Consider the following 15,825-nt stretch of genomic DNA (forward strand, 5'->3'; position numbering starts at 1 on the left):
GTCGGCCGGTGCGTGTCACATGCCTGCGTCACATGTCTGTGTCACACACCCGGCCGGTTTTGAATCGAATAAGTTGGATAAAGCGCGCAAATCAAGCGCCTGAAGCATCCAGCACCGGTACGCGCTTACTCTTCGCGCCGTTCGGCCACCAGCGCCAGGCTGCGATACACGAGCCACGGCCCAAGAATCTGCAGCACGAAAATCGAACACATCACGATGGCGCGCAACTGCGGATCGAAATTCGGATAAAGGTTGTAGGTATCGTCGACGAGCAGGTACGCAAGCGCTGACATGGGCGATAGCGACAAACCGAGGGCCATGCCCTGCTTCCAGTTCAAACCGCTCGGCTTGGCGAAGGCCATCACGCCCACCAGTTTCGCAACCAGACGCGCAACAATCAGGCCCAGCGCCGCGACACCGCCAAGCCCGATGTCTTTCCATTCGAATGAAGTCAGTGTCAGCACGAAAAGAATCACGGTCAACAACCAGCCGGCCGTGCCGAAATGCTGTGGCCACAACTGCGGACGCGCTTCATGATTCTTCACGATGATGCCCGCGGCCAGCAGTGCGAGAATCGTCGACAGCTTGAACACATGCGCCACCGCAATGGCCAGCAGCACGAGGCCGAACAACGCGACGAACGAATGCTCGTCCTGCATGTTCAGACGGCGATAAAAAAACGTGCAAGTGCGCGCGAGCAGATAGGCCAGTACGAGCGAGCCGGCTAGCAGATACAGCGGCTGCAGAATCGTGGCGTATACGTTGCCGTAAACCTCCTGATGCAACCAGCTCGAGACGAGCTTTTCGATTACCACCGCGTACATGCTGTTCAGCGCGGTTAGGGTCAACAAACGTTGGGTAACCTGACCTTCCGCGCGCAGTTCGGTTTTGAGCTGAATCACCATCGCCGGCGAAGTCGCCATGGCAATCGCGGCGAGCACCGTTGCCACCATCAGCGGCACCTTCAGGAACAACAAAACCGGCAAAACCAGCGCGAACGTCAGCGTGGCTTCGGCGACGCTCGAGAGAATCAACCAAGGATTGCGGCGAATCCAGCGCAGATCGAGCCGGCTGCCCAGTTCAAATAACAACAAACCGAGCGCCACATCGAGCAACGGCCGCGCGGCGCTCGCGGATTCCGCGTCGATCACGCCGAAACCGGCTGCGCCCGCTACCAGACCGATGACCGCATATCCGGAAATGCGCGGCAAATGCCATGCGCGATAGCAAAGCTCACCGCACAGACCGGCGGCGAGCAAGGCAAGACCAGCCCAAAAAATCGCGTCGGGTGTGAGTGGCCAGGCTGGGAAAAATGAAAACGCCGACTTCATTGTGATGGGTTCTCCTTGGCAGCAACGGCAGACGACACGAACCGGCGCGGACACCGGCGAGCGGGTGAACGCATTAGGCGCTCACTGTCGCGATCGCTTCGCGTGACCCGCGTTGCGAGTTTTCAACGATCGGATGATCTGAACACGCCGTAGCCACTGTGAGCGCGGCGCATTCTGGAGTGCGGCCGTAGCAACCGGCACGGCACGGTGAAAGAACGCCGTCGACTTTGAATCAGATTCTGATTGAGCGGCGCCGTTCCGTTAGAGCGCGTGCCGCCAGAGGCGAGGCACGACGCGGAAAAGAACGGCGATTGTGCCATAGCTTTTTCAGACTTGACCGAAAAGACAGGAACATGCAGGTAAAACGGTAAAACGTACGTTATCTTCGCAAGTTGAGGAAAAAGCGACCGTTTTAAAAGCGGGTCGGGCTCTCATAGGGTACAGACTCAACGTTGCAGGTGTGTTTTTCGGGACACATTCGACGGTGTTTTCTACCCATTGTCGGCGGTTCGGGGGTGACGATCGCGGTCGATCTCGAGACGGCTCTTCTGTTTACAGGTTTACTGTATGTATACGTAGTAACAGTTAACAAGGTGCCTCGTTTTCTGTGGATAACCTCTGTTTACCGAATCAATTCATCGGGTTGCAGCTCGCATAACAGGATGCACAGCGTGTGCGGCAGCGGCGGGTATACAAGGGTAACTTTTCGCGATTTTCGGCGGCAGCAAAGTTACCCCGTTTACGTCCACAACGGTTCCACATGAGTTGCGCCGGTAAACGGCGCTGTTATCCACAAGATTCAGTGGATAACTTTTCTCGTCACCGATGTTCAGCGCGCGGTCAACCCGCTGTGCCGTGGCGCAACGCGCGCAAGAGGAAGCGAGCCGGATCGATGTCTTCGGCCAACTCTCGTTCGAGCGGCCACGGCTCACCTTCGATCTGCGAGGCGATCAACTCGGCCCCCAGCGCTGCCCATACCAGACCGCGCGACCCGTAGGCGAACGCACCGTACAAGCCGTCAACGCGCGGCAAATCGAGCGGCCATGCGCCACGCAACCGCTGGGCGTCGCGCGTCGATGCGGCTTCGTCGGCGAAGTTGCCGATCATTGGCATCCGGTCGCTCGTGACGCAGCGAAACGCGACGCGCCCGGCGAGCACCGCCGCTCGCGCGGGTTCGACGATGCCGTCAAAGGCCGGCAGCATCTGCGCGACGCGCTCGAGGTTTTCCAGATGGCCATCCGGTCGCAGCGAGTTGTCAGGGTCATCGAGTTCGTAGGTAGCGCCGGTCAGCGTGACGCCGTCGGCGAGTGGGACTGCGTAGCCTTCACCGATCACCGGCATAGCGAGCGAAGGGACGGTGCCCGGCGGCAGCAAAGTCAACTGGCCTCGGATGCTGCGGGTCGGTGCGTGCTGCAAACCGGCGATGCGTGCGGCGTCGTGTGCACTCGCGACAATGACCACCGGCGCGCGCGCAATGGCCTGCCCTGCTGCGTCGAAGACGGTCCATTGACTGCCGGATCGCTCGAGGCGCGCCACGTCCACGCCGAAGCGGCGTTCGAGCAGCCCGCCGGCCGCTGCGCACTGCGCGGCGCAAAGCGACGTCGGGTCGATCCAGCCGCCATGCGGAAAGAACCAGCCGCTGCGTGCGAGCGGCATGCCCGCAAGCCTTTGTGCTTCGCTCACCGAGACGGGCGTCACGTATTCAGACGGGTAACCGAATGCCGCGATTGCTTCGCTCATCGAGCGTGCTTCTTCTTCGTCCGCGGCGATCTGCAACAGGCCGGGAGCGCCGCGCAATGGGTGGTGACCAAGCCGTTCGAGCGCTGCCCAGCGCCTGAGCGTGTAGAGAAAGCCCGCACGCGTGACGCGCGAAGCGACACTGTCGTCGCGCGAGATCATGGGATGGAACACGCCGGCCGGATTGCCCGAGGCATCCTGGGCCACCGACGCGTGCCGCTCCAGCGACGTGACGCGCCAGCCGCGCGAGGCCAGACGTTCGATCGTCGCGCAGCCGGCGAGCCCGGTGCCGATCACGATCGCGTGTCGTTCATCAACTTGAAGTGGCGCGGGCGGCTCATAGCGGCGTACGCGCCAGCGGGGCGCGAAATGGCCGACCAGCATCGCGCGTTTCCAGCCGAAGCCATCAACTTTTTGGTACACAAAGCCGTTTTGCGTCAACGCACGTTTGATGTCGCCGGCGCTGCTATAGGTTGCGAACGTGGCGCCCTCGCCGGCCAGCCGAGCGAGCGCTTTGAAGATCGCGGGCGTCCACATTTCAGGGTTCCTCGCTGGCGCGAAGCCGTCGAGATAGAACGCATCCGCGCGCAACCTCAAGGCTGGCAAGCTGTCCACCGCGTCGGCGAACACGAGCGTCAGCGTGATCCGTCCGCCCTCGAATTCGAGCCGATGCGTGCCGGGGACGAGCATCGGCCATTCTGCGGCCAGCGTTTCCGCCAGTGCGGCAATCTCCGGATTTGAAATCGTCGCCGCGTAGACGCTGCGCAAATCGGGTTGAGTAAACGGATGCTTCTCAGTCGAGACGAAGTGCAAGCGCTCGCAACGTGCCGGATCGGCTCGCCAGGCAGACCATGTCGTCAGGAAGTTGATGCCCATGCCGAAGCCGGTTTCCAGCACGGTGAAGACACGGCGGCCCTGCCATCGCTGCGGCAACCCATTGCCGTGGAGGAACACGTATTCAGCCTGTTCGAGACCGCCGACGGCGCTGTGATAGATGTCGTCGTAGAACGGCGAAAAAGGCGTGCCGTTGTCGCGAAACGCGAGGACGGCGGGGATCAGCGGATCGGTCATGCGCGGCGGTAATTGACGCTCGAAAGAGCGGGTCAGACGTTACCGCCAGCGCGCGCAACTCGCCGGGCGGCGAAAAAGACGCGCTGTAGCGTTGGCAAAAACCAACGCTAAGCCCCGTCCATGCTGGGTTTCAGCCTTCGATTGAGGTCCGCGAAGAGGAAAAAGAAGGGTTTCCCCTCGATATCGGCCCCGGAAGCGCTTAATTCTTCGAAACCCTTGTCCTGATTGGGTTTGCGCTGCGCTATCATAGCAAGCGCCGCGAAGGGAGCGGCGGCACGGCCGCCAGGCAGTCAACTGCCAGGTGCTATTTGTCCGGAGGGGATCCGGAGCCGCAGCTGCTCGACGGCGCGGCCCGCGCACGTATAATCGGCGCGTTCGCGCTGTTCGTGTCAACCTAAACTCAGAAAGGAACCTTAATGAACAAACAGGAACTGATCGACGCCGTCGCAGGACAGACGGGCGCCAGCAAGGCTCAAACCGGTGAGACGCTGGACACGTTGCTTGAAGTGATCAAGAAGTCTGTGTCGAAGGGCGACGCGGTCCAGTTGATCGGCTTCGGCAGCTTCGGTTCGGGCAAGCGCGCAGCACGTACGGGTCGTAACCCCAAGACCGGCGAGACTATCAAGATCCCGGCCGCCAAGACCGTCAAGTTCACGGCTGGTAAGGCGTTCAAGGACGCAGTCAACAAGCGCTAAGCAGATTACTGCCTGGCAGTTGACACCCGCCAACGGCGGGTTTTTTTTCGTCTGCGATTTTTGTTTTAGCCGCGACGGGCGTCGCGGCTAAACACTCGGCACCAGGCGAAAAGGCCGCTCAAGCTCAATCGTGACGATGCACGATTTCGCCGTGGCCATGGCCGTCGTGGTCATGATGATCATGGTCATGGTCGTCTTCGTCGAAGTCCCATGCCGGGAACGGATCGGCGAATTGTTGCCACGCTTGCGGTCCCGTCGCGTATTCCTCATCGGTCACGAGGCACGCGTCGAAGTTTGCTTTCCAGACAGCCGGGTCGATACCGACGCCGATCATCACCAGTTCCTGGCGACGATCGCCGATGCTCAGATCGTCCGGATCGCCGTACCAGTCGGCGGCAATTTCGGCGGCTAGCTCGTCATCGCCGTACGGCCATTCGCTGCGATCCTGAGCGGCCCACCACATCCCTGCCGGACCATGCCGGCAAGCGCCACCCGCCTGCGACAGCGAACCGGCGATGTCGTTACGCGTTGCGAGCCAGAAGAAGCCCTTGCTGCGCAAGACGCCCTTCCACTCCTGATGCAGCAGCGCCCACAGGCGCTCCGGGTGAAACGGCCGCCGCGCGCGGTAAATGAAATTGCCGATGCCGAATTCGTCCGCTTCACCGTGATGGGCATGCTCATGTTCGTGATTGAGCGACGCCAGCCAGCCCGGTGCGCTCGACGCCTCGTCGAAATCGAAACGCCCGGTGTTCAGCACTTCGGCAAGCGGTACCTCGCCGAAACGGCTCACCACCTGCACTGCGCGTGGATTGATGCGGGCGAGGATGCGCTGCAAACGCGTGAGTTCATCCGCGCTCACCAGATCGGCCTTGTTCACCACCAGCACGTCGCAGAATTCAATCTGCTCGATCAGCAATTCGACCAGCGTTCGATCGTCCTCTTCAGTCGCGGCGATGCCCCGTTCGGAGAGCGCCTCGGCTGAACCGTAGTCGCGCAGGAAGTTGAACGCGTCGACCACCGTCACCATCGTATCGAGCCGCGCGACATCGGACAGCGACGCGCCCTCGTCGTCGACGAAGGTGAAGGTTTCGGCAATCGGCATCGGCTCGGCCACGCCGGTCGACTCAATCAGGATCGCATCGAAGCGCTTTTCGCCGGCAAGCCGCTTGATCTCGACCAGCAAGTCGTCGCGCAACGTGCAGCAGATGCAGCCGTTCGACAGCTCGACGAGCTGCTCTTCGACATGCGAGAGCGAGGCCGCGTCGCGCACGAGCGTTGCATCGATATTGACGGCGGCCAGATCGTTGACGATCACCGCGACGCGCAAACCGGCGCGATTCGCGAGGATGTGGTTCAGGAGCGTGGTCTTGCCGGCGCCCAGAAAACCGGAGAGCACGGTGACGGGCAATAGCGGCTGGTTCATCGCAGTACGGAAAGACAAGAGGATTGGAAGGCGTGCCGGGCTTGGGGTCGCATGACTCCGGGGCCAGAAGATGGCCGAACACCGACGGCAGCACGAAGCCGCATTGTGCATCAAAACGGGTGACGGCCGCGCGACGGGCCAGATCGGGAAGCGCGTGAGTCAGTGTGCAGCCGGCATCAGATTCCACCTGCGCAGGATCGCGGCGATCTGCATCGCATACTTATCGCGCAGCGCCGGCGTCTCGGAGTGATACGCGCCGACCGCCTGCCAGGTATTGCCGTACTTGTTCATCTGGCGGCGCAGATGCCATGCCGCTATGTAGACGTTCTTGCAGGGCTCCATCAGCGTGCCTTGCGAGATGCCGTATTGCGCGAGTACGGGCAGATGGATCGAATTGATCTGCATCACGCCGTAGTCGGTCGAGCCGTTGGCGTTCTTATGCTGCGCGTCCGGCCGATTGTGTGACTCCTGCCACGCAATTGCGCGCAAAATCAATGGGTTGACCTTCTGATACTTCGCCGCTTCGTCAAAGCAATCGGCGCGTGCCTGCCCTGCTGCGATCAGCACGGCAAGTCCTGCGGCGACGGTGACGAAGGCTCTTTTCATCAGTCCAGATCAGTCAAGACGACTAAACAAATCACAAGGGTAAGGTTTAGTAAGGCAATCCATCGGCCATACTTCAGCCACTGGATGCCGGTGAGGCTCGCTGGCCGGGCCTTTGACGGGCATCGGGGAAAACCCGCGTCGGCAAGTCGCAACCAGTACCTCGAACGGCTCGTATCATACCGGCAGACTGATACGCGTCAAGTTGGCTAACCGACATAATCGAGCGTAAAACGAAGCGTTTCTGAGGGTCGGCGCACAGAAGCGCATTTGCTTTCAATTGTTTGACAGTTTGTGACGATCTTTAGAGTAATCGCACGGCGCCGTTTGTTTTGTGACAAATCCGACATGAAAAACTGTTACTGTTCATTTTTTTTGGACATTGGATGTCCGGCATCCGGGGCATCGATCGCCCGTGAGGCTGGCTGGCAGACCGACAGGGCGGCGGCCTGCTCGAATGTTCGCACTGCATGACCGTCGACGGCTGTGGCCGTCGGCATCGATCCCACATTCCATGAGAAGAAATCGTATGGCATTGCGTCGCGTCGCAACGGCGCTGCTGGTGGCTGGATTGATCACAGCGCAGACAGCACAGGCACAGGTGACACTCAACTTCGTGAACGCCGATATCGACCAGGTAGCCAAGGCGATCGGGGCGGCAACGGGCAAAACGATCATCGTCGACCCGCGCGTGAAGGGCCAGCTGAACCTCGTGTCGGAAAATGCGGTGCCTGAAGATCAGGCGCTGAAGACCTTGCAATCCGCTTTGCGGATGCAGGGTTTCGCGCTGGTGCAGGACCACGGCGTGCTGAAGGTGGTGCCTGAGGCCGATGCCAAGCTGCAAGGCGTGCCGACCTACGTCGGCAATGCACCTGTTGCGCGCGGCGATCAGGTGGTCACGCAGGTGTTCGTGCTGAAGAACGAATCGGCCAATAACCTGCTGCCGGTCTTGCGTCCGCTGATCTCGCCGAACAATACCGTGGCGGCCTACCCGGCCAACAACACGATTGTGGTGACCGATTACGCCGACAACGTGCGGCGTATTGCGCAGATCATCGCGGGTGTCGATACGGCCGCGGGCCAGTCGGTGTCGGTGGTGCCGCTGAAGAACGCGAACGCGATCGACATTGCCGCGCAACTGACCAAGATGCTCGACCCCGGCGCGATCGGTAGCACCGACGCGACGCTGAAGGTGTCGATTACCCCAGACCCGCGCACCAACTCGCTGCTGATTCGCGCCTCGAACGCCGGCCGGCTCGCGGCCGCCAGGCAACTGGCGAAGGAACTCGACGCGCCGACCTCCATGCCCGGCAACATGCACGTCGTGGCGCTGCGCAACGCGGACGCGACGAAGCTCGCGAAGACCTTGCGCGGGATGCTCGGCAAAGGCGGCGAAACCGGCACATCGGGTGGCTCGAACGAAGCGAATTCGTTCAACCAGAACAGCGGTGGCGGGTTGGGCAGCAATTCGACGGGCACGTCGGGTACGCCGCCGCTGCCGTCGGGCGGACTCAACAGTAGTTCGCTGGCCTCGCCGATGGGCGGCGGCGGAGGAGCATACGGCTCGAGCGGCGGCTCCGGTTCCGGCGGCCTGCTCGGCGGCGACAAGGACAAGGGCGACGAGAATCAGCCGGGTGGCATGATCCAGGCGGACGCTGCGACCAACTCGCTGATCATCACGGCGGCCGAGCCGGTGTACCGCAACCTGCGGGCGGTGATCGACCAGCTCGACGCGCGGCGCGCGCAGGTCTATATCGAGGCGCTGATCGTCGAGCTGAACTCGAACACGAACGCCAATCTCGGCATTCAGTGGCAGGTCGCGAACAATTCGATCTTTGCCGGCACGAATCTGGCGACCGGCTCCGGCAACAGCATCATCAACCTGACGGGGGCGGCCGCGATAGCCGCCGCGACCACCACCAGCGGCGGTCTTGCCGGGGCGCTCGCAACCCAGAATATCCAGCAGGGGCTCAACGTTGGCTGGGTGCATAACATTTTCGGTGTGCAGGGGCTCGGCGCATTGCTGCAGGCGCTGTCGCAGACCGCCGACGCGAACGTGCTGTCGACGCCTAACCTGATCACACTCGACAACGAGGAAGCCAAGATCGTTGTCGGCACGAACGTGCCGATTCAGACGGGCTCGTATTCGAACCTCACGAGCGGCACCACGGGCAACGCGTTCAATACGTTCGACCGTGTCGACGTCGGTCTGACGCTCCACATCAAGCCGCAGATCACCGACGGCGGCATCCTGAAGCTGCAGCTCTACACGGAAGACTCGGCGATCGTGACCGGCACGACCAACGTGGCGACCAACCCGTCCGGCCCGCAGTTCACCAAGCGTTCGATCCAGTCGACGGTGCTCGCCGATAACGGCGAGATCATCGTGCTGGGCGGCCTGATGCAGGACAACTATCAGGTCAGTAACAGCAAGGTGCCGCTGCTGGGCGATATCCCGTGGCTCGGCCAGTTGTTCCGCTCGGAACAGAAGACCCGCCAGAAGACCAACCTGATGGTGTTCCTGCGCCCCGTGATCATCACCGATCGCGATACCGCACAGGCCGTGACATCGAACCGCTACGACTACGTCCAAGGCGTGACGGGCGCGTACAAGTCGGACAACAACCTGATCAAGGACAAGGACGATCCGGTGGTTCCGCCGATGCCGATCGGCCCGAGCCAGGGCGGTTCGCCCGCGATGAACCTGTTTAATCTCGACCAGATGCGCCGTCAGCAGATGGCGCCGCCGCCAGTTTCCGCTCCGGCGCCGGTCACGAATGGCGGTGCTGTGCAGACGAACCCTGTCACGACCGGCGGCGCCGTGCAGACCAACCCGGTACCCCCGGCGCCGTCCACCGCATCGCCTGGAGCGCAGCCGTGAGCACGCCGTCCACGCCGCCGTCAGCTTCTGCGTCGTCTGCAGCGGCGCGAGCCGGTGCATCGACGCAAGCAGCGGCCCAAGCCTCCGCGATTCCGCCCGCCGTCGTGGCGGAGCACGCCGAACGCATCGCGCCGTCGGCGGTTGCCGCGCGCCTCGTGCCCTACGGCTTCGCCCGCAGCGGCCAGATTCTGGTCGCGCATCGGCACCCCGACAGCCTCGAAGTCTGGATCAGCGAACGCACCAGCGATGCGGCGCTGGCCGAAGTCGCGCGCAACTTCGGTGCGTTGTCCGTGGTGCGGGTGCCGGCTGACGAACTGGCTCAGGCGATCAATCAGGCCTACGCACGCCAGGATGGCAGCGCGGCGCAGGTGGTCGGCGAAGTGGAAGGCGAAGTCGATCTGTCGCGTTTGATGCAGGACATTCCCGAGGTTGAGGATCTGCTTGAGTCGGAAGACGATGCGCCGATTATCCGCATGATCAACGCGCTGCTCACGCAAGCGGCGCGTGAACAGGCCTCCGATATTCACATCGAGCCGTTCGAGACTTCTTCCGTGGTGCGCTTTCGCGTCGACGGCACGTTGCGTGACGTCGTGCGTCCGAAGAAAGCGCTGCACGGCGCGTTGATCTCGCGGATCAAGATCATGGCGCAACTCGACATTGCCGAGAAGCGTCTGCCGCAGGACGGCCGGATCACGCTGCGCGTCGGCGGACGCCCGGTCGACGTGCGCGTCTCGACGCTGCCCACCGGTCACGGCGAACGCGCGGTGCTGCGTCTCCTGGAAAAGGACGCCTCGCGCCTGAATCTCGAAGCGCTCGGCATGGCGCCCGATACGCTCGTCAAGTTCGACAAGCTGATCGGCAAACCGCACGGCATCGTGCTGGTGACCGGCCCGACCGGCTCGGGCAAGACGACCACGCTGTACGCGTCGATGTCGCGGCTTGAAACCGCGACGACCAACATCATGACGGTCGAAGACCCGATCGAATACGACCTGTCCGGCATCGGCCAGACGCAGGTCAACGAGCGGATCGGCATGACCTTCGCGCGGGCGCTGCGCTCGATTCTGCGGCAGGACCCGGACGTCATCATGATCGGTGAAATTCGCGACCTGGAAACCGCGCAGATCGCGGTGCAGGCCTCGCTCACAGGTCACCTGGTGCTGGCGACGTTGCACACGAACGACGCGGCATCCGCGGTGACCCGGTTGACGGACATGGGCGTCGAGCCGTATCTGCTGGCGTCGTCGCTGCTCGGCGTGCTGGCGCAGCGGCTGGTGCGGCGTTTGTGCGCGGTGTGCCGCGAAGAACGCGTTGAAGAAGATGGCAGCGTGCGCTGGCATCCGGTTGGCTGCGACAGGTGCGGCCAGTCCGGCTATGCGGGCCGGCGCGGCGTATACGAACTGCTGCTGATCGACGACGAAATCCGCACGCTGGTCCACCGCAATGCGTCCGATGCGGAAATTCTTGCTTCGGGCCGTGCGCAAGGCATGCGCACGCTGCGCGAAGATTCGGACCGCTGGCTCGCCTCCGGGCTGACGTCGCTCGAAGAAGTGATCCGTGTGACGGGCGGAGCATAAGCGCATGCCGGCATTTCGTTTCGAAGCGATCGATGCGGCGGGCAAGGCGCAAAAAGGCGTGCTCGACGCGGACAGCGCACGTGGCGCGCGGACCAATCTGCGTTCGCAAGGACTGACGCCACTCGTCGTCGAACCGGCCGCGACGCGCACACGTGGCGAGCGCAATCAGCGCTTGTCGCTGGGACGGCGTTTGTCGCAGCGCGAGCAGGCGATTCTCACGCGTCAACTGGCCAGTCTGCTGATCGCCGGCTTGCCGCTCGACGAAGCGCTTTCGGTGCTGACCGAGCAATCGGAGCGCGACTACATTCGCGAGCTGATGGCGTCGATTCGCGCCGAAGTGCTCGGCGGCCATTCGCTCGCGAATGCGCTGACGCAGCATCCTAAAGACTTCCCCGAGATCTATCGCGCGCTGGTGGCCGCCGGTGAACATACCGGCAAGCTCGGCCTCGTGCTCTCGCGTCTGGCCGACTACATCGAGCAGCGCAACGCGCTCAAGCAGAAGATCGTGCTCGCGTTCACGTACCCGGCGATCGTGACCCTCATCGCGTTCGGCATTGTCACTTTTCTGCTGAGCTACGTGGTGCCGCAAGTCGTGAACGTGTTCGCCAGCACCAAACAGCAACTGCCGATCCTCACCATCATGATGATGGCGCTGTCCGGTTTCGTGCGGCACTGGTGGTGGGCGATGCTGATCGGCGTGGTTGTGCTGGTGTATCTGGTGCGCTCGATTTTGAAGCAGCCCGGCCCGCGCCTCGCCTTCGACCGATGGCTATTGACCGCCCCGCTGCTCGGCAAACTCGTGCGCGGCTACAACACGGTGCGCTTTGCCAGCACGCTAGGCATTCTGACGGCAGCGGGCGTGCCGATTCTGCGCGCGCTGCAAGCCGCCGCCGAAACGCTCAGCAACAACGCGATGCGCGAGAACATCGACGATGCGATCGTGCGTGTGCGCGAAGGCACGTCCCTGTCGCGCGCGCTGGGCAATACGAAGACTTTTCCGCCGGTGCTGGTTCACCTGATCCGTTCGGGTGAAGCGACTGGCGACGTGACGACGATGCTCGACCGCGCGGCCGACGGCGAAGCACGCGAGCTGGAGCGTCGCACGATGTTCCTGACGAGTCTGCTCGAACCGTTGCTGATTCTGGCGATGGGGGGCGTGGTGCTGGTGATCGTGCTGGCGGTGATGCTGCCGATCATCGAGTTGAACAACCTGGTGCAGTAAGGTGGAGAAGTTCTTCGATTGCGCGGGTGCAGCGGTTAATTTGGCAACCGCTGCGACCACTGCGGTGACAGCGACGTTGGTAACCGCTGTGGTGGCTGCATGCAGCGGCCGCGCGATCAGCTGAAGCCAGGCAGAACGCCTGGGTTAGCGCACGTAGATGGTGGGACCTGCCGGATTGGTCGGCAGGAACACTTCGGAATGCGCGCCATTGCGGTCGATGATGATCGAGCGGGCGCGGACTTCGGAGAGTTTGGCGCCTTGCATGAGCGCGCTGCCGAGCGACACCGCATGCGGCGGTTCGCCGCCGACGCTGACGATGGCCGCGGCGCCTTCCCGCAAAGCGAGGATGCCGAACAGATGCACGTCCTGGTTGGCGTTGCGGGTGAGTTGGCCGCCGAACAGCGTGGCAGCTTGTTCGGTCGAGACCTGCGCATGGGCGGCGGCAGCGGGCAACGGCGCGCCGGACATCGTGGAAAGCGTGATGACCCAGTAGGTCAGCGTCGCGCAAAACACGGCGAACAGTGCGAGCGACAGAAGGCGGATTTGAATGGCGTTCATGCGCATATTGTACGGACTATTGTGAAAATTGCGTTGGGGGAAAGTGCCCCTAACCTGGCGCTTCGCGCCAGGCCCCCGAGGGGAGGCGATCCCCCAAGGGGACTTCCTGCGGAGCGAAAACTTGGGGCGGCCCGGCGTTTTCTCGCAACCCTTCAAGACCATGACATTAAAATGACCGGCCGGGCGTGTTCAATGGCACCCTGATTGGCTGACACGCGAATCCCGCCCGATCGAAAATTTCACCTGAAAAGAGGTAGCAAGCTATGCAACTGTCGACCACTCGACGTATTGAAATCGCGGGTCCGCGCAGCCGTCGTCAGCGCGGTTTCACGCTGATTGAAATCATGGTCGTGATCGCGATTCTGGGCATTCTGGCCGCGTTGATCGTGCCGAAAATCATGAGCCGTCCGGACGAAGCGCGGCGCGTGGCCGCCAAGCAGGACATCGGCACGGTGATGCAGGCGCTGAAACTCTACCGTCTCGACAACGGCCGTTATCCGACTCAGGAGCAAGGCCTGCGTTCGCTGATCGAAAAGCCGACCACGGATCCGGTGCCGAACAACTGGAAGGATGGCGGTTACCTCGAACGCCTGCCCAACGATCCGTGGGGTAATACCTATCAGTATCTGAACCCGGGCGTGCACGGCGAAATCGACGTGTTCAGCTATGGCGCGGACGGTAAAGCGGGCGGCGAAGGCAACGACGCCGACATAGGTTCGTGGCAGTAGGTTGGTAGTTCAGTCGTTTTTTAGTAGTTTATTAAGCGCCGTTGATTGTCGGGCGCGCCGGATCGCCCTGCTCTTTGGCGATCCACCGCGCGTCTTATCGACTCATTGTTTTTCTGATCTTTAGTTGATCGTTCGTGGCCGGCACTATGCGACTGTCCGCTTGCAAGTCCCGTGTGGACACTCCGTGTACGGCGCCGCTGCCGGGCACGGCGTGCGCCGGCGCGCGCGCGCCTGGCGCACGTGGTTTCAGCGCAGGCCGCCCGAAGCGTGCGGCGGGTTTCACGCTGCTGGAAATGATGGTGGTGCTGGTGATCGCGGGCATTCTGGTATCGCTGACAGCGCTGACGATGACCCGCAACCCGCGCACCGATCTGAACGAAGAAGCGCAGCGTCTCGCGCTGCTGTTCGAATCGGCCGGCGACGAAGCCCAGGTGCGCGCACGGCCGATCGCATGGCAACCGCTCGACGGCGGCTTTCGTTTCGATCTGCGCACTGAAGACGGCTGGCGTCCGCTGCGTGACGATCTGCTCGGGCCGCGCAACTGGGAAGGTGGTGTGACCGGCGTCACGATCGATTACCCCGGCTCGGATTCGCACCCGAGCCGTGTCGTGTTCGGCACCGAAGCGATCGACGTGCCTGTGCAGATCACGCTGTTTTCGGCGGCGGGGCGCGCGACGATCGTCGGCACCGGCAATGGCCGCTATGAGGTGCACTGAGATGCGTCGTTGCAGGGACATGGGAGCGCGCGTTTCGCAGCGCGGTTTTACGATGATCGAAGTGCTGGTGGCGCTGGCGATCATTGCGATTGCATTGGCGGCGTCGTTGCGCGCGGTCGGGAGTCTGGCGAGCGGCGAAGCCGATTTGCATCAACGGCTACTGGCGGGATGGAGCGCGGACAATACGCTGGCGCAATTGCATTTGACGCATGGCTGGCCGAATGTCGGCTCGACGAGTTTTGACTGCTCACAGGGCAATTTGCAGTTGATCTGTACCGAGCAAGTGACGGCGACGCCGAATCCGGTGTTTCGTCGAGTCGAAGTGGTGGTGACGATGCCTGGGCGTTCCGGCAATCTTGCCCAGATGGTCACGGTGGTCGCGAATGAAAACAACCGCTCGCTCTAAGCGCCGCGGCCGATCGGGCGCGTGTGGTTTCACGCTGATCGAGTTGCTGGTCGCGATTGCGATCATGGCGGTGATTGCCGTGCTGTCGTGGCGCGGGCTGGACCAGATCATTCGCGGCCGGCAGACGATTACGAATGCGATGGAAGACGAGCGCGTCTTTGCGCAGCTATTCGACCAGATGCGGATCGACGCGCGCCAGGCCGCGTCGGATGATGAGTCCGGACAGGCGGCAGTGTCGGTCAGCGGCAGCGTGCTGCAGATCGTGCGGCAGATGGTGTTGCCGGGGACGGCGCCGCGTTTGCAGGTGGTGAGGTATCGCGTGTCCGAGGGGCGTGTGGTTCGGTATGCGTCGCCGCCGTTGGCGAATGTGGGCGAGTTGCGGAGCGCGCTGCGCGTTGGCGAGGGAGATGGCTGGACGGCGGTGCCTTTGATGGGGGGCGTCGGTGCTATTTCTGCTCGTCTTTATGTGCCGAAGGTTGGCTGGACCACGCAGATGAAGGATGTGCAGAGTGCGATTACGGAGAACGACAATAATTTGAAGGTGCCCCAGTTGGGGAATGCGCCGCTGCCGCGGTCGGTGACTGGGCTGGAAGTAAGTGTTGGGGCTAAGTCGTTGGCGCGGTCTATTACGCGGGTTTTTCTCGTCGGAGAATGAATATGAAGTTCTCTTTTTTGTCTCCGCGACGCTCTGGGTTTTCGGTGTTGTTGTTGTCTCCGCGACGCTTTGTGTCTGGGCGCCTGCGGCGGTGCCTTTCGTTCGGTTCTTTGCCTGCTCGGCGTGCTTGTCTGCGCTCTTGTGGCGTTGGCCTTTCCTTGTTTTCTTATCGGTCTATTAGCGTCGCCCCTGTGCGGGGCAGGCACCTACTTTTCTTTGCCG

At 62.3% G+C, this 15,825-nt stretch carries 13 protein-coding genes; 8 read left to right on the top strand and 5 right to left on the bottom strand.

All coding sequences use genetic code 11. From position 1 onward, the window contains the following. Positions 1 to 125: 125 nt before the first annotated feature. Both GNZ13_RS07775 and mnmC read right to left on the bottom strand, forming a co-directional pair. On the bottom strand, positions 126 to 1,331 hold the full coding sequence (locus GNZ13_RS07775) for a cation:proton antiporter (protein ID WP_172162046.1): 1,206 nt from the start codon (positions 1,329 to 1,331) through the stop codon (positions 126 to 128). Between the two features lie 840 nt (positions 1,332 to 2,171). Further along, positions 2,172 to 4,139 (bottom strand): bifunctional tRNA (5-methylaminomethyl-2-thiouridine)(34)-methyltransferase MnmD/FAD-dependent 5-carboxymethylaminomethyl-2-thiouridine(34) oxidoreductase MnmC, encoded by a 1,968-nt coding sequence (gene mnmC / locus GNZ13_RS07780; RefSeq protein WP_172162048.1) that lies wholly within the window; start codon positions 4,137 to 4,139, stop codon positions 2,172 to 2,174. A 416-nt stretch (positions 4,140 to 4,555) separates the two neighbouring features. On the opposite strand from mnmC, the gene GNZ13_RS07785 reads away from it, so the two are divergent. Further along, positions 4,556 to 4,834: an HU family DNA-binding protein gene (locus GNZ13_RS07785; protein ID WP_006050811.1), complete on the top strand. Its 279-nt coding sequence runs from the start codon at positions 4,556 to 4,558 to the stop codon at positions 4,832 to 4,834. Between the two features lie 124 nt (positions 4,835 to 4,958). Here GNZ13_RS07785 and GNZ13_RS07790 read toward each other — a convergent pair whose 3' ends face one another. Together GNZ13_RS07790 and GNZ13_RS07795 are read right to left on the bottom strand one after the other, a co-directional pair. Beyond that, a complete protein-coding gene (locus tag GNZ13_RS07790; protein ID WP_172162050.1) occupies positions 4,959 to 6,257 on the bottom strand; it encodes a GTP-binding protein in 1,299 nt (432 codons plus the stop codon). A 159-nt stretch (positions 6,258 to 6,416) separates the two neighbouring features. Continuing rightward, a complete protein-coding gene (locus GNZ13_RS07795; RefSeq protein ID WP_172162052.1) occupies positions 6,417 to 6,863 on the bottom strand; it encodes a lytic transglycosylase domain-containing protein in 447 nt (148 codons plus the stop codon). Between the two features lie 526 nt (positions 6,864 to 7,389). Here GNZ13_RS07795 and gspD point away from each other — a divergent pair. The 3 genes from gspD to gspF are packed head-to-tail and all read left to right on the top strand — an operon-like array spanning position 7,390 to position 12,540. Continuing rightward, positions 7,390 to 9,741: a type II secretion system secretin GspD gene (gene gspD, locus GNZ13_RS07800; RefSeq protein WP_172162054.1), complete on the top strand. Its 2,352-nt coding sequence runs from the start codon at positions 7,390 to 7,392 to the stop codon at positions 9,739 to 9,741. After that, positions 9,738 to 11,318 carry a type II secretion system ATPase GspE gene (gene gspE / locus GNZ13_RS07805; protein WP_328807196.1) on the top strand — a complete coding sequence of 527 codons (1,581 nt, stop codon included), beginning with the start codon at positions 9,738 to 9,740 and terminating at the stop codon, positions 11,316 to 11,318. Before gspD ends, gspE begins: the two co-directional genes overlap by 4 nt. Positions 11,319 to 11,322: 4 nt before the next feature. Next, a complete protein-coding gene (gene gspF, locus GNZ13_RS07810) occupies positions 11,323 to 12,540 on the top strand; it encodes a type II secretion system inner membrane protein GspF (RefSeq protein WP_172162056.1) in 1,218 nt (405 codons plus the stop codon). Positions 12,541 to 12,684: 144 nt separating this feature from the next. On the opposite strand, the gene GNZ13_RS07815 is transcribed toward gspF, so the two are convergent. Next, entirely contained in the window at positions 12,685 to 13,098 is a 414-nt protein-coding gene (locus GNZ13_RS07815) for a type II secretion system protein N (RefSeq protein WP_172162058.1), read from the bottom strand. A 263-nt stretch (positions 13,099 to 13,361) separates the two neighbouring features. Here GNZ13_RS07815 and gspG point away from each other — a divergent pair, with 263 nt between their 5' ends. From gspG to GNZ13_RS07835, 4 genes are all read left to right on the top strand, one after another. Then, positions 13,362 to 13,826: a type II secretion system major pseudopilin GspG gene (gene gspG / locus GNZ13_RS07820; protein ID WP_172162060.1), complete on the top strand. Its 465-nt coding sequence runs from the start codon at positions 13,362 to 13,364 to the stop codon at positions 13,824 to 13,826. A gap of 146 nt (positions 13,827 to 13,972) precedes the next feature. Continuing rightward, positions 13,973 to 14,542, top strand: a complete 570-nt coding sequence (locus GNZ13_RS07825; RefSeq protein WP_172162062.1) for a GspH/FimT family pseudopilin — start codon at positions 13,973 to 13,975, stop codon at positions 14,540 to 14,542. Between the two features lies 1 nt (position 14,543). After that, a complete protein-coding gene (gene gspI, locus GNZ13_RS07830; protein WP_172162064.1) occupies positions 14,544 to 14,948 on the top strand; it encodes a type II secretion system minor pseudopilin GspI in 405 nt (134 codons plus the stop codon). Beyond that, complete coding sequence (locus GNZ13_RS07835; protein ID WP_172162066.1) at positions 14,926 to 15,603, top strand: PulJ/GspJ family protein; 678 nt, start codon at positions 14,926 to 14,928, stop codon at positions 15,601 to 15,603. Before gspI ends, GNZ13_RS07835 begins: the two co-directional genes overlap by 23 nt. The last annotated feature ends 222 nt before the right edge of the window (positions 15,604 to 15,825 follow it).

Origin of the sequence: Paraburkholderia elongata, assembly GCF_013177735.1 — a bacterium.
GTDB lineage: Bacteria > Pseudomonadota > Gammaproteobacteria > Burkholderiales > Burkholderiaceae > Paraburkholderia > Paraburkholderia elongata.

Excerpts from the sequence above, each read along its gene's own strand:
- GNZ13_RS07790 (WP_172162050.1), bottom strand. The coding sequence starts at position 6,257 with ATGAACCAGCCGCTATTGCCCGTCACCGTGCTCTCCGGTTTTCTGGGC.
- GNZ13_RS07795 (WP_172162052.1), bottom strand. The coding sequence starts at position 6,863 with ATGAAAAGAGCCTTCGTCACCGTCGCCGCAGGACTTGCCGTGCTGATC.
- GNZ13_RS07815 (WP_172162058.1), bottom strand. The coding sequence starts at position 13,098 with ATGAACGCCATTCAAATCCGCCTTCTGTCGCTCGCACTGTTCGCCGTG.
- GNZ13_RS07835 (WP_172162066.1), top strand. The coding sequence starts at position 14,926 with ATGAAAACAACCGCTCGCTCTAAGCGCCGCGGCCGATCGGGCGCGTGT.
- gspI (WP_172162064.1), top strand. The coding sequence starts at position 14,544 with ATGCGTCGTTGCAGGGACATGGGAGCGCGCGTTTCGCAGCGCGGTTTT.
- gspF (WP_172162056.1), top strand. The coding sequence starts at position 11,323 with ATGCCGGCATTTCGTTTCGAAGCGATCGATGCGGCGGGCAAGGCGCAA.
- gspG (WP_172162060.1), top strand. The coding sequence starts at position 13,362 with ATGCAACTGTCGACCACTCGACGTATTGAAATCGCGGGTCCGCGCAGC.
- GNZ13_RS07775 (WP_172162046.1), bottom strand. The coding sequence starts at position 1,331 with ATGAAGTCGGCGTTTTCATTTTTCCCAGCCTGGCCACTCACACCCGAC.
- GNZ13_RS07785 (WP_006050811.1), top strand. The coding sequence starts at position 4,556 with ATGAACAAACAGGAACTGATCGACGCCGTCGCAGGACAGACGGGCGCC.
- mnmC (WP_172162048.1), bottom strand. The coding sequence starts at position 4,139 with ATGACCGATCCGCTGATCCCCGCCGTCCTCGCGTTTCGCGACAACGGC.
- GNZ13_RS07825 (WP_172162062.1), top strand. The coding sequence starts at position 13,973 with ATGCGACTGTCCGCTTGCAAGTCCCGTGTGGACACTCCGTGTACGGCG.
- gspD (WP_172162054.1), top strand. The coding sequence starts at position 7,390 with ATGGCATTGCGTCGCGTCGCAACGGCGCTGCTGGTGGCTGGATTGATC.